Raw genomic sequence first — 15,694 nt, forward strand, 5'->3', positions numbered from 1 at the left:
ACACCTCGGATCTCAACCGTGGCACATCGTCACCGGACTCTCTACCGGCCCTCGGGCCGGATGAGGACATCACCGGCATCAGGACATCAACTGGGCCGCGATGGTGGCGCCCAGTTCCCAGCACTGCTGGATATCATCCTTGCTCGGCGGGCCGGACACGATCACCGGCGCGGCGGCTTTTTCCCAGCCGAGCCCCTTTGTGATGCTCTCCACGCCCCGTTGAGCGCCCTCGGTACCTTCATTGCCGTGCAGGTACAGGCCATACGGACGGCCACGGGTGGAATCCAGGCACGGGTAGTAGAACGTGTCGAACGCGTGCTTGAGGGCGCCGCTCATATAGCCCAGATTCGCCGGTGTCCCGAGCAGGTAGCCGTCGGCGGTGAGCACGTCCGTGGCGGTGACGGACAATGCGGCGCGCCGGTGCACTTCGACACCTTCGATCTCGGGATCGGTCGCACCGGACAACACCGCTTCGAACATCGCCTGCGTGTGGGGCGATGGCGTGTGATGAATGATCAGTAATTTGGCGACGATGGCTATCCCCCACCGTTTTCCTGGTCGAGCCGCTGGTCACGTTCGAGCTTCTCCAACGCCACCGCGCGACGCATGGTTTCGCGCGCTCGGCTGCGGTCGCCCGCGTAATCGTAGGCGCGGGCCAGCCGATAGGAAACACGCCAGTTGTCGGGGTCGGCCTCCCACTCCTGCTTGACCTGGTTGAACAGTGCGTCGGCGGACTCACGTTCGATGCGGCCGGACGGGCGCCTGGGTAGCTCGGAGGTATCAAGTTCCAGGCCCTCGTCGTGGATGCGACGGGCCAGATACTGGTGCGACAATGCCGCGCGCACCGTCGCGTAGACGATCCACACACCGATGAACGGCAGGATCAGAACTCCGATGCCGATGATCATCGCCGCGACATCGCCGGACCCGATGAGGCTGAACGAGATTCGGCCGAGCAGCAGAAAGTAGAAGCCGAGGACGAGCACGAGCACCGCGAGCAGCGCGACAACCTTGCGAACCTCGGTACCACGCCCGGAGTCCGCCGGGTCGACCGAATCCTGTTCGCTCATGCCTGCACCTCACCCACACCAGGCACCAGCACGAGCACGAGCACGAGCGAATGCTCGACTGTGCCCGAATTTCGCTCGCTCATGAACGCACCTCGCCGACGATGTGCGCCAGGGCGTCGCCGCCCAGCACGGCGGGCACGCGCCACAGTCGCACTGGGCCGGGCGCCGACTCGTTCGGCCAGCTCGCTCATAGATCCAGCAGGGGGTCGAGTCCGACGGTCAGGCCGGGGCGGTTGGCGATCTCGCGGACGCCGAGCAGGACGCCGGGGGCGAAGGAGTTCCGGTCGATCGAATCGTGCCGGATGGTCAGGGTCTCACCTTGCGTACCGAACAGCACCTCTTGGTGCGCGACCAGCCCAGCCAGTCGTACCGAGTGCACCCGAACCCCATCGACATCGGCGCCGCGTGCACCGTCGAGTTCGGTGGTCGTGGCATCGGGGCTCGGGCCGACGCCGGCGCGTTCGCGGGCCGCCGCGATCAATCCGGCGGTGCGATAGGCGGTGCCCGATGGCGCGTCGGCTTTGTTCGGATGGTGCAGCTCGATGACCTCGACCGAATCGAAGAATCGGGCCGCCTGTTCGGCGAAACGCATCGACAGCACCGCTCCGATGGCGAAGTTCGGCGCGATCAGCACGCCCGTCTGCGGCCGTTGAGCCAGCCAACCGCGCACCTCATCGAGGCGGGCGGCGTCGAAACCGGTGGTGCCGACCACCGCGTGAATCCCGTGTTCCACCAGGAACTTCAGATTCCCCATCACCACGTCGGGGTGGGTGAAGTCGACAACGACCTGGGTATTCGACTCGGTGAACGCGTCGAGCGAATCATCCTTGTCGACCGCCGCGACCAACTCCAGATCGGCCGTTGCCTCCACCGCCGCACAGATTGCCTGTCCGACTTTCCCGCGTGCACCGAGCACTCCGACCCGAATGGTCACCGCACCTCCTCATTCCGCTCCAGTCCCGGCAAGCCTATCGAGAGCGCGTGGTCGGACCTCCGTCGACACCACCCGTGCGGCCCGGCGCTCGCACGCCTGGAATTCAATCGGCCAATAGCCGCAGTGGTTCCCTTAGTTGTGCGAGACCGTTACCGGCTCCATGGACAGATCACCGGCACTCCAGATGCCCGAAAGTCCTCACCGTTGCGAGTGACACCGCGACGAATTTCCCCGATCGTCAGCACACTGAGGAACAGTCGATCCTCATCAATCGCGTGCAACCATTCCATCAGCCTCGCCACCAGCCAGGTTTGCCGCCATCTTTTCGAGGATGCGAACCGTCTCGCGGTACTGCATTCGCCCGCCTCCTGGGTAGATTCGTCGACGCACTCCCGCGTCGGAATCCGGAGCTGACAGCCGCGGAGCTCAGTCGAAAACGATCACCTGACGCAGCGCATTCCCGGCGGCGAGTTCGTCCATCGCCTGGTTGATCTCATCGAGACCGACGTGCGCGGACACAAGCCGCTCCACCGGAAGCCGACCGGCCCGCCACATCCGCACATATTCGGGGATATCGCGCGACGGCACAGCCGAGCCGAGATAGCTGCCGACGATCGAACGGCCCTGCGCGACCAGCGCGAGTGGTGAAATACTCGCGCGCGCGTCGGGGGCGGGCAGCCCGACCGTCACCGTATTACCACCAGGTGCCGTTGCGGCGACCGCGGTTTCGAAGGCGCGGATATTGCCTGCGGCCTCCACCACCACCTCGGCCACCACGCCCTGTTCGGCGACTTCGGCCGGTGTGTAGGCCGATGTGGCGCCGAGTTCCTTTGCCAGAGCGAGCTTTTCCGCGACGGTGTCGACGGCGATCACCTCGGCGCCGCCCAACGACACCGCCACCAGCAGCGCCGCCATGCCGACCCCACCCAATCCGACGACCATGATCCGGTCGCCGGGACCTGGTTTCGAGGAGTTGAGCAGCGCCCCGCCACCGGTCAGCACCGCACAACCGAGCACGGCGGCCACCGCCGGCGGCACATCGTCATCGACGGGTACCACCGAACGGCGATCCACCACGGCGTAGGTCGCGAACGCCGACACACCGAGATGGTGGTGTACCTCTTCACCGTCGCGACGCAGCCGCCGCCCGCCGCCGAGCAATTCACCCGCGTTGTTCGCGGCACTGCCCGGCACGCACGGTGTCCGCCCCGCACTCGCGCATCCCGCGCACTCCCCACAGCGCGGCAGGAACGTCATCACCACACGCTGACCGACCGCGATATCGCAATCCCCTGGACCGACCGCCTCCACCCGGCCCGCCGCCTCGTGCCCGAGCAACATCGGCACCGGCCGCACGCGGTTCCCGTCGACCACCGACAGGTCCGAATGGCACAAACCCGCCGCCTCGATCCGCACCAGCAGCTCTCCCGGGCCCGGTTCGCCCAGCTCCAGATCGCATACGGTGATCGGCGCCGATTCGGCGAACGGCACCGGCGCCGCGATCCGCTCCAGGACAGCTCCACGAATCTTCATTCCGCCGACGCTACCGCCCGTGGACTCCGGCGCCCAGCGATGCCCGGTATTGCGCCGCCCGGCACGCGATCGCTCCAGCGGGTTGACGAATTCGATACCGTTGGTGTTACTGTTTTCGGCCGTGACGGTGCTCCCGTTGGCCGCCTTGTACCGAGCCCGGGGTCGGGACCGTCACGACACAAGGAGAAATCCTCTTGTCAGTACAGTTCAATCACACCATCGTCGGTTGCCATGACAATCGAGTATCCGCCGAATTCTGGGCGGACATCCTCGGTCTGGAAATCGGAACCCAATGGGGTCCGTTCATCCCTATTCTCACGGGTAATGGAGTCACCTTCGACTTAGCGAACGTGCCCCCACACATCACCGAAATCCAGCCCCAGCACTACGCATTCCTGATCTCCGAAGCCGAGTTCGACGCGGCCTACGCCAAAATCCAGCGCTACAAACTGGACCATTGGGCCGACCCGCAACAACACGGTGTCAACGAGATAAATCACAACGACGGTGGCCGAGGCGTCTACTTCCTCGACCCCGCCGGTCACTTCATGGAATTGATCACCGTCCCTTACGGCGGCTGGCCGAAGTAGACCACAGGGCGGCGGCCATTCGCGGACGCCGCCCTGCTTCGCTCCAGCGCCTACCGATGCAGCGGAAGGCGATACCGAAAGATCACGCAAATCCGCAGCACCGCAATGGAACCCGAATTCATGGTCGACGTTCATCGGTGTTCGGCGTCACTGCATGAACCGTCAGCGAAACTCGCGCCGTGATCGTCAGTGCTGCCTACGGTGCGGGTTGCGCCGGGGCCGGCGGCCAGGGCAACCGAGCCACCCACACCCGCCGCCACCGACAGCGCGATCTTGGTGAGATCCAAGTGAATCGGCTACCGCTGTGCAGCAAACCTTTTCGCATGCCGCGCGCCGCCGAAGCGTGAGACGGACCCCGCCCTATGATTCGCGAATGTTTGGTGACGTCTCCGCTTCGCATGATCTGGTTGCCTCGGTCGAGGCGCTGCACGCCGACTTGGCCACCTGGCTGGGTTCGGAGGCGTCCGCGGATGTCTTCGACCGATTCGCCGCCGCGCAGCACGAGCAATTCTCCATGGTGACCACAACTGGCGAGGTACTCGACCGGCCGGATTTGCTCTCGGGACTACGTGCCGCCCGAAATCTCCAGCCAGGGTTGACGATCAACGTATCCGCCGTGGAAGAGCTTGCCCGCGAGGGCAATACCGTCGTCGTCCGCTTCGTTGAATCCCACCGTGTCGCCGGAACGGAAAGCTGCCGACGTGTCACCGCGGTATTGGTGGCCGATGATCCCGGATTCCGCTGGCGCACTGTGCACGAGACCGAAATCTCGACCTGAAACATCAGTGGCGGACGCTGTACACAAGCAAACGCGATGCTATCCGGCGGTCAGAACCTGGCCTTCCGTGCGAAGGTGCTCTCCGGATCGACCGTGATCAAATCGCACATCCGCACCAGCGCATCCGGTACGGCGGCGCCGAAATGCGCCAGGCTCGGCGTGATGACGGCGTCCGCGTCGGTGTGCCGGACGACATTCATCAGCCGATCCGCCGGGTGATCGGTGACAGCACTGAACACCACCGTCTTGGGCAGCTCGTAGCCGAGCCGTTTCGCGATGCTCCGTATTTGTATTTCATCCCATTCGAGGGAGACCCCCGAAATGTCTTTGCGGAGATATCCCAGCGCGGTGGGCTTCGCCCTCATCAGCGTTCCTGTTCTGGTGATGGTCGGGTGGATCGGCCGAGCGGCCGCGGGCGATAGTTCTTGACGGCATCGATCCGGCCGTGCCGACTCTCGGCGCCGGTGAAGCGTTGCCGAGAGCGAGCATCAAATTTGATGTAGCACAAGGGTATGTTCGAACGCGGTGAGCATCCACGCCTGCCTGGCCGAAGTCGACTCGGATGTTGCGTGCGTTGATCGCAGGCACCTCCTCGTCGCGACCGGTCGCCCGCGGACCGAGCCGCCGCATCGCTTCGTCGAGCTAGTTCCAGAGAGTGTGGATTCCACGAGACTAAATATTGACATCACACGCTGTCAACAGCGTGCGATGTCACTATTGCGTCACGCTTGATTGCAGTGCACGACAATCGATCTGACCAGCTGAATGGCGGCCTGTCGAGCTCCGGGATCGCGACCCCACCACCGCACATCGGCCAGTTGTCACGAACGTCGAGAGACCGGGTGAGCCGAGCCAGCGCATCGCCGCCCCGGCCGAGCGGCTGGATGCCATGGCCGACAGGACGTTCCCGCGATCGATCGGTCCGAGCCGCGCGCTGGTACGGCAATACGCTTGTCGCGCAATGATTTATCTGAAGGTTATCAACTAACAGCCGGATAGCTCCCACCGAACGGCAATCAGTGGGGATCATGTGACGGTCGACAGGAACACAGAAGGAGATCAGGATCTACTGCCAAAGGGCAGCGGCCGAGGCACCGAGGAGATCTGGATGATCCGACGATCGAAGCGGCAAGAAGCGGACGAACTCAGGTCCGAGTTCATCGCGAACAGGGAGAAGGTCAGGTCCTGGATGACCGACTGGGACTGTCGCGAAGTCGTGTGGCCAGCTTTTCCGGATGTTCCGCAGCCATGGTCGGTTCTACCGGGCGAAGAGCGGAGCTGGCTACAGCACCACGCGCCGTACATCACCGACTACGGGTGGCTACTCGTAGGCGAGTCGGTCTCACAGGCCATAACCCACGTGCACGGTCACTGGCGGTTCGGGCAGCGACACGAATTCGAGTCCCTGGACATCGACATCCGCTGCACCGTACTCGATCCCGGCTACCTGGCCGAGACACTCGCCCTCGGAGCGCACGCCGCGAACCTCACGGGCTGGCGCGAGGACGATCTGCAGCCCTTATACGAATGGCTATTCGCAGGGGCCGACACCCGTCCACCGCACCATGGGGTGCGTGGCCAGAAACGCACCGGATTAATCCTGTTCGAATTTCGTAGATGGCCCCGGGTCATAGATGGCCCAGGAATAATCGCTCAACTGAATATGAAACTAACCGAAACAACCCTCGACGGCTCACCGCTCGACGAGAACGGCGGATCGACATAAGGGGTGGAGACAGAACGCATCCCTCACCTCGCCACGGTCCGCAGGTCGCCCAGTGGGTTGCCACACCGAATGGAAGGGATGGGTAGAGATGCCTACACAACGCGAGGTAGACGAAACCAAGATCAGGCAGCAAGTCGACAAGATAGTCGAAGGAATCCAAGCCAAGGATCTCGAGGGCCTGAAGCAGCTGTACGCAACGGACGTCGTTTCCTTCGACGTCGAGCCGCCGCTGCAGCATGTAGGGATAGAGGCGAAATTGAAGAACTGGGCGAAAGTGCTCACGTTCTTCCGGGATGTGACTTATGAGGTTCGCGACCTGACAGTCACTGTGGGCGATGATGTGGCGTTCGGGCACGGCTTCGGTCGGCTCAGCGGCACGCTGAAGAACGGAACGGCGACGAGCGGTATGTGGGTCCGGGGAACTTTCTGCTTCCAGAAGATCGATGGCAAGTGGTTGATCGCGCACGACCAGGCTTCTGTGCCGTTCGATATTTCGAGCGGCAAAGGAGTGGCCGACCTCGAGCCCTGACGATTCACACAAGGACGCTGTTATGACCGCAGTGGCGCTCGTGGAGTAGCTCGATGCCACTGACCTGGGAATTTATGAGAGCGGATGACGGGATGTCTCCCGCACCAGGTCACGGAACTGGTCCCAGATCCTGGGCGCGCTGCCGTGCAACACGTGATCGGACTGCGGCAGCAGACCGTAGTCGCCATCGCGGTAGACCTCGCGGTGCTCACCGTGCGGGACGAGTCCCTGCAAATCCTTCTGGTGGAACGCGGGATCCCGCCGTGGCAGGGGTTCCTGGCCATACCCGGCGGATTCCTCGACGACAACCGCGAGGACCTGGACGCGGCGGCAGAACGCGAACTGACCGAGGAGACCGGCCTGGACCTCGGCTGCGCACATCTGGAGCAGCTACGCACCTATGGCTCACCGAACCGCGATCCACGCAGGCGCGTGGTGACCGTCTGCTACCTAGCGTTCGTTCCCGACCTTCCAGCACCCGAAGCGGGTGGCGATGCGCGAACCGCAGCGTGGAAACCCGTCGAATCTGTGCTGAATGCACACACCGAACTGGCCTTCGACCACGTACGAATCGTCGCCGACGCGGTCGAGCGAGCCAGAAGCAAACTCGAGTACACCACGCTCGCTACCCGGTTCTGCCCACCGGAATTCACCGTCGCCGAGTTACGCAAGGTGTACGAGATCGTCTGGGGCGATGCCCTTGACCAGCGGAATTTTCACCGCAAGATTACCGGCGCGGAGGGTGTGCTGATCCCCACCGGGGAGCAGACCAACCGCCACGGTGGCCGCCCAGCTGCGCTTTACCGCTGCGGCACAGCAACTATCCTGCATCCCGCGATACTGCGCACAACTACCCAATCCAGCTTGAACAAGGTCTGTCGATAATCCGGCTCTGTCCGACTTTCGGAAAGAAGGTGAGGCAGTGCCGAAATTCTGACACCCTCCGACACCCGTTTGTGGGGTCGCGCTGGGCGCGAGGTGTTGCTCGATTCGTCGCTATTAAGAATCCGCCGCGCCTTCGTCTCTTGCTGTCGATGGTCCGTTCTTCGGCGGAGCGCCCCCGGCATGTCGGGCAGTAATCTGTGGTGACACACCTACCCGCCCAGGCTAGCTCACCGCTCCTGGCCTGAACGTTTTCGTGGAGCGGATGACGGGATTCGAACCCGCGACCCTCACCTTGGCAAGGTGATGCGCTACCAGCTGCGCTACATCCGCATTCGCGTTTCGGGGGGGTTTCTGCCACCGTGGCGCGAGAATGAACATTAGCCGACGGGGGCTATAACTGGAAATCGTATGGTGGGGCCAACTTTACGAGTCGGCCCAGGCCGGTCACGCTGCCTGTTGCAGTGCTTCGCGGTTGCGTCGTAATCCCAGACCGGCGGCGACGAGGCAGGCCAGCGCGACGACGCCGATGAACCAGGGGAAGACGGTGGTGAGGCCCCAGGTCGTGGCTGCCCAGCCGGCAAGGATGGTGGGTAATGCCATGGCGGAGTAGGCGAGCAGGTAGTACGCCGACATCGTTTCGCCCCGCTTATGTTGCGGCACAACCCCCGACAGGTGACGCAGCGAACCGCCGAAGCCGAGACCGAAGGTCGCGCCGAGCACGACGCCGGCGGCGAGCACCACGACCCAGTTGTGGGTGCCGAGAGCGGGCACGGTAAGTAATAGGGCGATCGCCATGCCGGTGTCGCCGATTATCGCCGCGCGCTGCGCGGGTACGCCGGTGGCGAAAAGCTGTGTGGTTGCGGCGGATAACGCGGTGGAGGCGACGACGGCGCCGCCGAACACCAGGTTGTGGATGCCGGTTTTCTGTGTTGCCAGTGACGGATACAGCGACAGCAGCACACCGAGCACCGACCAGGCCGCCATCACACCGATCGCCGAGAACCAGAAGTCGCCACGGATCTCGTGCGGCACAGCCGGTTTGGCGATGCGGATCCGACCTGCGACCCGCGCATGGTGCGGTTCACGCAACGCGAGCACACCGATACCGATGATCAAGCAGACCACGGTGCTGACAACGTAAGGCGTGCGTAATGGATTGGGCGCGTATTGCGCCAGCAAGGCCGATCCCAGAATCGCCACGGCCATACCGACATTGAAGGCAACACCACTGAGCTGCCCGGACCGCCCGCCGCGGTGCGGTCGCATATCCAGCAGTGCCGCCGCGCCGACCACGACCGTCGAGCCGACGGCAATACCGTGCAACGCGCGAGCCAGCAGCAGCATCGGCACGGAATCCGCCAGGCTGAAAACCACCAGCCCGGCGATCATGGTGGCAATGGCACCCAGCAGAACCGGCTTGCGCCCGACTACATCGGAGATCCGACCGGACACCAGTACCGCACCGAGCGCGGCAACGGCGTACACCGCGAAAACAATGGTGGTGGTGAGCGGCGAGAGATCCCACTCTCGCTCATAGATGCCGTACAGCGGCGCCGGCACACCGGATACTCCGAGCGCCACACCGCTGGCGGCCAGCACCAGTGCGTAGGCCCACCGTTGTGACGTCCGTTCTTCGGCCGCCATCACCGCCGCTGCCATCGCAGCTCCCATCAGGTAGGTTTGACACTCATCGAACTTACTCACTCACCATACATTCGGTATGATGAACTTCAAACCCAAGTGAGGTAGATCATGACCGAAGCTAAGGAGCTGGCGCCGGGAACGGTCGCGCCGTTGGCCACGGTGCTCGGTGCGCTACAGGACCCGGTGCGGCTGGAGATGGTGCGCCGCTTGAGCAATGCCGGCGACGCCGTGCGCTGCGGCGCGCTTTACGACGTGATCAATAAGTCGACCGCGACGCATCACTTCAAGATTCTGCGCGAAGCAGGGGTGATCGAGCGACTGGTTATCGACGGCCAGACGTGTCAGCGACTACGCACCGAGGACCTCGACAGCGCATTGCCCGGTGTCCTGGCGCCCATCGTCGACGCCGCCAACCGCGCCCAGACCGACTGACCGGCGGTACGCACGCGCAACGCCCACGCAGTCTCGGTCCAGTTATGCGGCAATCGGGGCCGCCACGCTCGCAACAGTATTCGTACGCACCGCGCTGTATACGCACCCACCACGCGGCAGCGGACGTCCCTATCCCCCATCTCCTTCTGGCATTTCGGGTGGGAGTGGCGGCGGACTCAGCACCGGCGGCGTGAAGTGGAAGGTCGGTACGGGCGGCAGCGGCGGCATTTCCGGAAAGGTCGGCACCTTCAGGCGCTCCTCGCTGTGGAAGGTTTGCGTCACGATTCGGTTTGCGCCCCACCAAATTCCGCATATCGCCAAGACCAGAATCGGCACCGCCGCCAGTGCGACCCAGCCGACTCGGAACGGTCTCCGGTCCAGTAAGACCGCGGTCAGCATCTCGATCAGCAAGGTAACAGCGATAATCGAGGCGATCGCGACTGCAGCCCAGAACGCTGCGGGCTGACGGGACCAATGCCGCAGCACGGCAAGCAATCCCAGCACGGCCGGTGCGGCAAAGCTCAGAACGATCACCCCACCGGCGGCATAGTCGAAACTGGCCTCTCGATCGTTCTCGCCGCCCTTTCCGCGCAACCAGGCACCGAAGAACAACATATGCGCCAGCGCCGCCCCGACCACGCCCGCCACCAACAGGATGTACCCGCCGCGCACCGAATCCGCCGTCCAGTCCAGCCGCACCACGATGGTGCCGAGATCGGCGATCAATGTCGCGAACACCAGCCCGATCAGCGCGAGCATCGGCCCGGCCCTGCGCAGCAGGCGCTGACGTAAATAGCCCGGCGGCAATTGCTTTCGTAACCCCCGGAACACTCCGGTCCAGGCCACCGGGATGATCACGAACAATGCGAGGCTCAGCACCCGCAGTACGCCGGGGCCGAGCCACATCGAGGCGATCACGAAGCTGATCGCAAAAAACCACAGCCACACCACCAGACGCAAGAGGGCGCGCCAGGTGATGGCGGCAAGTAGTTTACGGGCCTCGGTATGCTCGGGCCGCGAGCCGAGCAAACCGCGCAGGATTCGCACGGCTGCGCGCCGCGATATCTCTAGTTTCGCTTTCTGGGCGAGAAGGTCGGTGTTGGTCGGGTCGGCGACAAGGCCCGCGTCGACGTGCTTTCCGGCCGCTTCCCGATCGCCGAGCCGCCGATATACGCCCGCGACGTACGCGTGTGTCCCCGCATGTCCGGGCGCGAGCCGTATGGCCTGCTCGAGCGCTTGCCGGGCCTCCGCTCGGGTGGCGACGGACTTGCCCGGCATGCCGGAGAGCACGGCAGCCAATGTCAACAGGCCGGGCACCTGCGCTGGATCCAGCGCGACCGCGCTGCGCGCGTGCGACAGCGCCTGCTCGTGCTTACCGAAGGTTTCGAAAGACAGTGCGGCAGTTAGATGTGCGTCGTAGCGGTCGGGGTCGGTGGCCAGCGCCGAGCCCGCCATCCGCAATGCCTCGTCGGTCCGACCGAGCCGGTAGGCCAGATCGGCCATCCGCTCCAGCAGTGCGGGATCGTGCGGCGCGGCGACGAGCGCCTCGCCGATGATCTGACGCGCGTGCTCGAGCCGCCCCAGCTGTACTGCCGCCTCCGCCCGCGCGAGCGCTGACTCCGTCGTTGCCATATTCCCCCGATCACATTCGGCGCCAACGCTTTCGGTTGGCCACCCGATCTGTCAGCTATCGACCAATCGACGGACCGGAGCAGGCAGCTCCCGGGCCCGGCGGTAGGGCCCGGCGACCGAGGCGGCGAACGGCCGAGCCAGCAGCGTCGCGGCGATCGCCGACACTTCCTGAGTGGTCACGGCATCGATGCGCGCCAACGTTTCCGACACGCTGCGATGATTGCCGTAACTCAGTTCGCTGCGGCCGATCCGGTTCATCCTGGACGCGGAATCCTCCAGTCCCAGTACCAACCCGCCGCGCAATGCCCCCTTGGCTCGCGCGCATTCGGCATCGGTAATCCCGTCCGCGGCAACCTCTTCCAGCACACCACGGGTCAACGACGCTACCTCGCCGAGGTTCTCCGGCTGGCAGCCGATGTACACCGAGAACGCCCCGGTATCGGCGAAGGTGTCGACGCTCGAATACACCGAGTACGCCAGGCCACGTTCCTCCCGAACCCGTTGGAACAGCCGCGAACTCAACCCGCCACCGACCACGGTGTTCAGTACCGACAGCGGCCAGCGCTGCTCGCCTTCGTGCCTGCCGAAGGCACGCACGCCGAAGGCCAGGTGCGCCTGCTCACTGTCGCGGTTGATCCACTGCAGGTCCGGAGCGCTATGCGGCCGGAACCGGCCTTCACGGCGCGGCATGGGCGCGGCCGCCGGATCGAGCCGATCGGCGAACGCGCGGTGCACCAGTTCGACGGTATGGTCGTGCTCCACGTTGCCCGCGACCGCGACAACCATCCGGTCCGGCCGGTAGCGCCGCAGATGGAATCCGCGCAATTGCGTTGCCCGCATCGCCTCGATGGAGTCGGTCGAGCCGATTACCGGTCGGCCGATCGGGTGGTCCCCGAACAGCGCACTCAGGAACGCGTCGCCGACCAGGTCCTCCGGATCGTCATCGCGCATGGCGATCTCCTCGAGCACCACCTGCCGTTCCACGTCCACATCCGAGGCCCGGCACAACCCGTTGAGCACCACATCGGACACCAACTCGACGGCCAACGGCAGATCATCGTCGATCACGTGCGCGTAGTAGCAGGTCTGCTCCTTTGCGGTGAACGCATTGAGCTCGCCGCCGACCGCGTCCATCGCCTGCGCGATATCCAACGCCGACCGTGTCGGAGTCGCCTTGAACAGCAGGTGCTCCAGGAAGTGCGCCGCGCCCGCGACAGTTGGTCCCTCATCGCGCGAACCTACCCCGACCCAGACGCCGACCGATGCCGATCGGACGCCGGGCACATGCTCGGTTACCACACGTAATCCGCCTGGCAGGACGGTGCGCCGCACCCCGGTATCGGTCATCGGAATTTCGCCCATCCGGAGCTCTGGTGACGAACCCCCCTGCTCGCCGAGGAGCAGAGGGGTTCCCGTTTTCTTCTTCGTCACGCAGACAAGTACTACTCGGTCTCCGCCGTGCCCGCATCAACGGTCTCGTCGGCGGCGGGCTCGTCGGCAGACTCGTCGACCGGCACCAGCGAAATCTTTCCGCGGTTGTCGATATCGGCGATCTCCACGCGCAGTTTGTCGCCGACGTTCACCACGTCCTCGACCTTCGCGACACGCTTGCCGTTGCCCAGCTTGGAGATGTGCACCAGGCCGTCGCGGCCCGGCAGCAGCGAGACGAACGCGCCGAAGGCGGTGGTCTTGACGACCGTGCCGAGGAAGCGCTCGCCGACCTTCGGCAACTGCGGGTTCGCGATGGCGTTGATCTGGTCGATCGCCGCCTGCGCCGCCGGGCCGTTGGTCGCACCGACGTAGACAGTGCCGTCATCTTCGATCGAGATGTTGGCGCCGGTCTCCTCGGTGATCTGGTTGATCACCTTGCCCTTCGGGCCGATGACCTCACCGATCTTGTCGACCGGGATCTTGATCGCGGTGACGCGCGGAGCGTAGGGGCTCATCTCGTCCGGGCTGGCGATGGCCTCGGCCATCACTTCCAGGATGGTGGTGCGGGCGTCGTGCGCCTGGGCCAACGCACCGGCGAGCACCTGCGAGGGGATGCCGTCGAGCTTGGTGTCCAGCTGCAGGGCGGTGACGAACTCGCTGGTGCCCGCGACCTTGAAGTCCATGTCGCCGAAGGCATCCTCGGCGCCGAGGATGTCGGTCAGTGCGACGTAGCGGACCTCGTCCTCACCCTTGTCGTTGGTGATGGTGTCCGATACCAGACCCATTGCGATACCCGCGACCGGCGCCTTCAGCGGCACACCGGCATTGAGCAGCGACAGGGTCGAGGCGCACACCGAACCCATCGAGGTGGAACCGTTGGAGGACAACGCTTCCGACACCTGACGGATGGCGTAGGGGAACTCTTCCTGGCTCGGCAGCACCGGCATCAGGGCGCGCTCGGCGAGTGCGCCGTGGCCGATTTCGCGACGCTTCGGCGAACCGACGCGACCGGTCTCACCGGTGGAGTACGGCGGGAAGTTGTAGTGGTGCATGTAGCGCTTGCTGGTCTCCGGGCCGAGTGAGTCGACCTGCTGCGCCATCTTCACCATGTCCAGCGTGGTGACACCGAGGATCTGGGTCTCGCCGCGCTCGAACAGCGCCGAACCGTGCGCGCGGGGCACGACTGCGACCTCCGCGGACAGCGCCCGGATATCGGCCAGGCCACGGCCGTCGATGCGGAAGCCATCGGTCAGAATGCGCTGGCGCACAAGCTTCTTGGTAACCGAGCGGAACGCCGCGCCCAGCTCCTTCTCGCGACCGACGAAGTCCTCACCCAGCCGCGAAAGCACGTCGAGCTTGATCTCATCGATCTTCGCCTCGCGCTCCTGCTTGTCGGCGATCGACAGCGCCGCGCCGAGCTCACGCTTGGCGGTGCCCTCGACGGCCTCGTAGACATCGGCCTCGTACGGCGGGAACAGCGGGAACTCACCGGTCGGCTTGGCCGCCAGCGATGCCAGGTCCTGCTGGGCCTTGCACAGGCGGGCGATAAACGGCTTCGCGGCCTCCAGGCCCTCGGCGACAACGGCCTCGGTGGGCGCCTGCGCGCCACCCTCGACCAGCGCGATGACCTTGTCGGTGGCCTCGGCCTCGACCATCATGATCGCGACGTCACCGGACTCGACCACGCGCCCGGCGACGACCATGTCGAACACGGCGCCTTCGAGCTGCTCGACGGTCGGGAACGCGACCCACTGGCCTTCGATCAGCGCGACACGCACACCGCCGACCGGACCGGAGAACGGCAGTCCCGCGATCTGGGTGGACGCGGACGCGGCGTTGATGGCGACGACGTCGTAGAGATCATTGGGGTCCAGGCTCATCACGGTGACGACGACCTGGATCTCGTTACGCAGACCGTCGACGAACGACGGGCGCAGCGGCCGGTCGATCAGGCGGCAGGTCAGGATCGCGTCGGTGGACGGGCGGCCCTCACGGCGGAAGAATGAGCCCGGAATGCGACCGGCGGCGTACATCCGCTCCTCGACATCGACCGTCAACGGGAAGAAGTCGAACTGGTCCTTGGGATGCTTGCCCGCCGAGGTGGCCGAAAGCAGCATGGTCTCGTTGTCCAGGTAGGCGACGACCGAGCCGGCGGCCTGACGGGCCAGACGGCCGGTCTCGAAGCGGACGGTGCGGGTGCCGTAGCTGCCGTTATCGATCAGCGCGACGGACTCGAACACACCGGGTTCGACCTCTACGGCCGAGGTCGTGCGTTCAGTTGTTTCGGTCATTTTCTTCTCTCAACCTCTCGTCTTTCGCCGAGTCGTGCGCGTCATGGGCGCGATTCGGCTGTCGTCAGCCATACCGGTTCCGGGCGCGCGGCAACCCTCCTGGCTGCAACGCGCGCACCCCGCCAGATCCCCTTGGATTCGGCGACGCGGAGGCGGTCATCGATCGAAGCCCGCCGACACCTGCCGGGAGGCCACTACCGAAGACCGACGCCACGTGAC

16 protein-coding genes and 1 tRNA gene are annotated in these 15,694 nt (G+C 64.8%); 6 read left to right on the top strand and 11 right to left on the bottom strand.

The window, feature by feature from the left end; genetic code table 11:
* Window positions 1-78: 78 nt before the first annotated feature.
* The 4 genes from LKE06_RS29450 to LKE06_RS29465 all read right to left on the bottom strand — a co-directional run bounded on the left by LKE06_RS29450 (window position 79) and on the right by LKE06_RS29465 (window position 3,537).
* The gene (locus LKE06_RS29450; protein WP_228002670.1) at window positions 79-480 is read right to left on the bottom strand and encodes a flavodoxin family protein; all 402 of its coding nucleotides are present in this window, start codon (window positions 478-480) and stop codon (window positions 79-81) included.
* 56 nt (window positions 481-536) lie between these two features.
* Window positions 537-1,070 (bottom strand): hypothetical protein, encoded by a 534-nt coding sequence (locus tag LKE06_RS29455; RefSeq protein WP_228002672.1) that lies wholly within the window; start codon window positions 1,068-1,070, stop codon window positions 537-539.
* 187 nt (window positions 1,071-1,257) lie between these two features.
* Window positions 1,258-2,004, bottom strand: coding sequence for a 4-hydroxy-tetrahydrodipicolinate reductase (dapB, locus tag LKE06_RS29460; protein WP_228002673.1), 747 nt, complete (start codon window positions 2,002-2,004; stop codon window positions 1,258-1,260).
* Between the two features lie 426 nt (window positions 2,005-2,430).
* On the bottom strand, window positions 2,431-3,537 hold the full coding sequence (locus LKE06_RS29465) for an alcohol dehydrogenase catalytic domain-containing protein (RefSeq protein ID WP_228002674.1): 1,107 nt from the start codon (window positions 3,535-3,537) through the stop codon (window positions 2,431-2,433).
* Window positions 3,538-3,731: 194 nt separating this feature from the next.
* On the opposite strand from LKE06_RS29465, the gene LKE06_RS29470 reads away from it, so the two are divergent.
* Window positions 3,732-4,127 carry a VOC family protein gene (locus tag LKE06_RS29470; RefSeq protein WP_228002676.1) on the top strand — a complete coding sequence of 132 codons (396 nt, stop codon included), beginning with the start codon at window positions 3,732-3,734 and terminating at the stop codon, window positions 4,125-4,127.
* A 131-nt stretch (window positions 4,128-4,258) separates the two neighbouring features.
* Here the strand turns inward: LKE06_RS29470 and LKE06_RS29475 are convergent, their stop codons facing one another.
* Entirely contained in the window at window positions 4,259-4,414 is a 156-nt protein-coding gene (locus LKE06_RS29475; protein WP_228002677.1) for a hypothetical protein, read from the bottom strand.
* Window positions 4,415-4,500: 86 nt separating this feature from the next.
* On the opposite strand from LKE06_RS29475, the gene LKE06_RS29480 reads away from it, so the two are divergent.
* Window positions 4,501-4,905, top strand: coding sequence for a hypothetical protein (locus LKE06_RS29480; RefSeq protein ID WP_228002679.1), 405 nt, complete (start codon window positions 4,501-4,503; stop codon window positions 4,903-4,905).
* A 50-nt stretch (window positions 4,906-4,955) separates the two neighbouring features.
* Here the strand turns inward: LKE06_RS29480 and LKE06_RS29485 are convergent, their stop codons facing one another.
* On the bottom strand, window positions 4,956-5,270 hold the full coding sequence (locus tag LKE06_RS29485; protein ID WP_228002680.1) for a hypothetical protein: 315 nt from the start codon (window positions 5,268-5,270) through the stop codon (window positions 4,956-4,958).
* A gap of 743 nt (window positions 5,271-6,013) precedes the next feature.
* On the opposite strand from LKE06_RS29485, the gene LKE06_RS29490 reads away from it, so the two are divergent.
* From LKE06_RS29490 to LKE06_RS29500, 3 genes are all read left to right on the top strand, one after another.
* Window positions 6,014-6,631 (top strand): hypothetical protein, encoded by a 618-nt coding sequence (locus LKE06_RS29490; RefSeq protein WP_228002681.1) that lies wholly within the window; start codon window positions 6,014-6,016, stop codon window positions 6,629-6,631.
* An 88-nt stretch (window positions 6,632-6,719) separates the two neighbouring features.
* A complete protein-coding gene (locus LKE06_RS29495) occupies window positions 6,720-7,160 on the top strand; it encodes a YybH family protein (RefSeq protein WP_228002683.1) in 441 nt (146 codons plus the stop codon).
* A gap of 153 nt (window positions 7,161-7,313) precedes the next feature.
* Complete coding sequence (locus LKE06_RS29500; protein WP_228002684.1) at window positions 7,314-8,045, top strand: NUDIX hydrolase; 732 nt, start codon at window positions 7,314-7,316, stop codon at window positions 8,043-8,045.
* A gap of 254 nt (window positions 8,046-8,299) precedes the next feature.
* Here LKE06_RS29500 and LKE06_RS29505 read toward each other — a convergent pair.
* A tRNA-Gly gene (locus LKE06_RS29505) sits at window positions 8,300-8,375 on the bottom strand.
* Window positions 8,376-8,489: 114 nt separating this feature from the next.
* Window positions 8,490-9,704, bottom strand: a complete 1,215-nt coding sequence (locus tag LKE06_RS29510) for an MFS transporter (protein WP_372477455.1) — start codon at window positions 9,702-9,704, stop codon at window positions 8,490-8,492.
* Between the two features lie 93 nt (window positions 9,705-9,797).
* Between LKE06_RS29510 and LKE06_RS29515 the strand changes: the two genes are divergently transcribed.
* Window positions 9,798-10,121, top strand: a complete 324-nt coding sequence (locus tag LKE06_RS29515) for an ArsR/SmtB family transcription factor (protein WP_228002685.1) — start codon at window positions 9,798-9,800, stop codon at window positions 10,119-10,121.
* Between the two features lie 129 nt (window positions 10,122-10,250).
* On the opposite strand, the gene LKE06_RS29520 is transcribed toward LKE06_RS29515, so the two are convergent.
* The 3 genes from LKE06_RS29520 to LKE06_RS29530 form a co-directional block, all read right to left on the bottom strand.
* Complete coding sequence (locus LKE06_RS29520) at window positions 10,251-11,753, bottom strand: tetratricopeptide repeat protein (RefSeq protein WP_228002686.1); 1,503 nt, start codon at window positions 11,751-11,753, stop codon at window positions 10,251-10,253.
* 51 nt (window positions 11,754-11,804) lie between these two features.
* Window positions 11,805-13,100, bottom strand: coding sequence for a M16 family metallopeptidase (locus tag LKE06_RS29525; protein WP_228002687.1), 1,296 nt, complete (start codon window positions 13,098-13,100; stop codon window positions 11,805-11,807).
* A gap of 95 nt (window positions 13,101-13,195) precedes the next feature.
* The gene (locus LKE06_RS29530; protein ID WP_228002688.1) at window positions 13,196-15,475 is read right to left on the bottom strand and encodes a polyribonucleotide nucleotidyltransferase; all 2,280 of its coding nucleotides are present in this window, start codon (window positions 15,473-15,475) and stop codon (window positions 13,196-13,198) included.
* Between the last annotated feature and the right edge of the window lie 219 nt (window positions 15,476-15,694).

The organism is Nocardia australiensis (genome assembly GCF_020733705.1).
GTDB classification, from domain to species: Bacteria; Actinomycetota; Actinomycetes; order Mycobacteriales; family Mycobacteriaceae; genus Nocardia; species Nocardia australiensis.

What these genes read in the sequence shown, in the direction of transcription:
- LKE06_RS29450 (WP_228002670.1), bottom strand. Translation starts at nt 480, where the DNA reads ATGTTCGAAGCGGTGTTGTCCGGTGCGACCGATCCCGAGATCGAAGGT.
- LKE06_RS29455 (WP_228002672.1), bottom strand. Translation starts at nt 1,070, where the DNA reads ATGAGCGAACAGGATTCGGTCGACCCGGCGGACTCCGGGCGTGGTACC.
- LKE06_RS29465 (WP_228002674.1), bottom strand. Translation starts at nt 3,537, where the DNA reads ATGAAGATTCGTGGAGCTGTCCTGGAGCGGATCGCGGCGCCGGTGCCG.
- LKE06_RS29480 (WP_228002679.1), top strand. Translation starts at nt 4,501, where the DNA reads ATGTTTGGTGACGTCTCCGCTTCGCATGATCTGGTTGCCTCGGTCGAG.
- LKE06_RS29485 (WP_228002680.1), bottom strand. Translation starts at nt 5,270, where the DNA reads ATGAGGGCGAAGCCCACCGCGCTGGGATATCTCCGCAAAGACATTTCG.
- LKE06_RS29490 (WP_228002681.1), top strand. Translation starts at nt 6,014, where the DNA reads ATGATCCGACGATCGAAGCGGCAAGAAGCGGACGAACTCAGGTCCGAG.
- LKE06_RS29495 (WP_228002683.1), top strand. Translation starts at nt 6,720, where the DNA reads ATGCCTACACAACGCGAGGTAGACGAAACCAAGATCAGGCAGCAAGTC.
- LKE06_RS29510 (WP_372477455.1), bottom strand. Translation starts at nt 9,704, where the DNA reads ATGGCAGCGGCGGTGATGGCGGCCGAAGAACGGACGTCACAACGGTGG.
- LKE06_RS29515 (WP_228002685.1), top strand. Translation starts at nt 9,798, where the DNA reads ATGACCGAAGCTAAGGAGCTGGCGCCGGGAACGGTCGCGCCGTTGGCC.
- LKE06_RS29520 (WP_228002686.1), bottom strand. Translation starts at nt 11,753, where the DNA reads ATGGCAACGACGGAGTCAGCGCTCGCGCGGGCGGAGGCGGCAGTACAG.
- LKE06_RS29525 (WP_228002687.1), bottom strand. Translation starts at nt 13,100, where the DNA reads ATGACCGATACCGGGGTGCGGCGCACCGTCCTGCCAGGCGGATTACGT.
- LKE06_RS29530 (WP_228002688.1), bottom strand. Translation starts at nt 15,475, where the DNA reads ATGACCGAAACAACTGAACGCACGACCTCGGCCGTAGAGGTCGAACCC.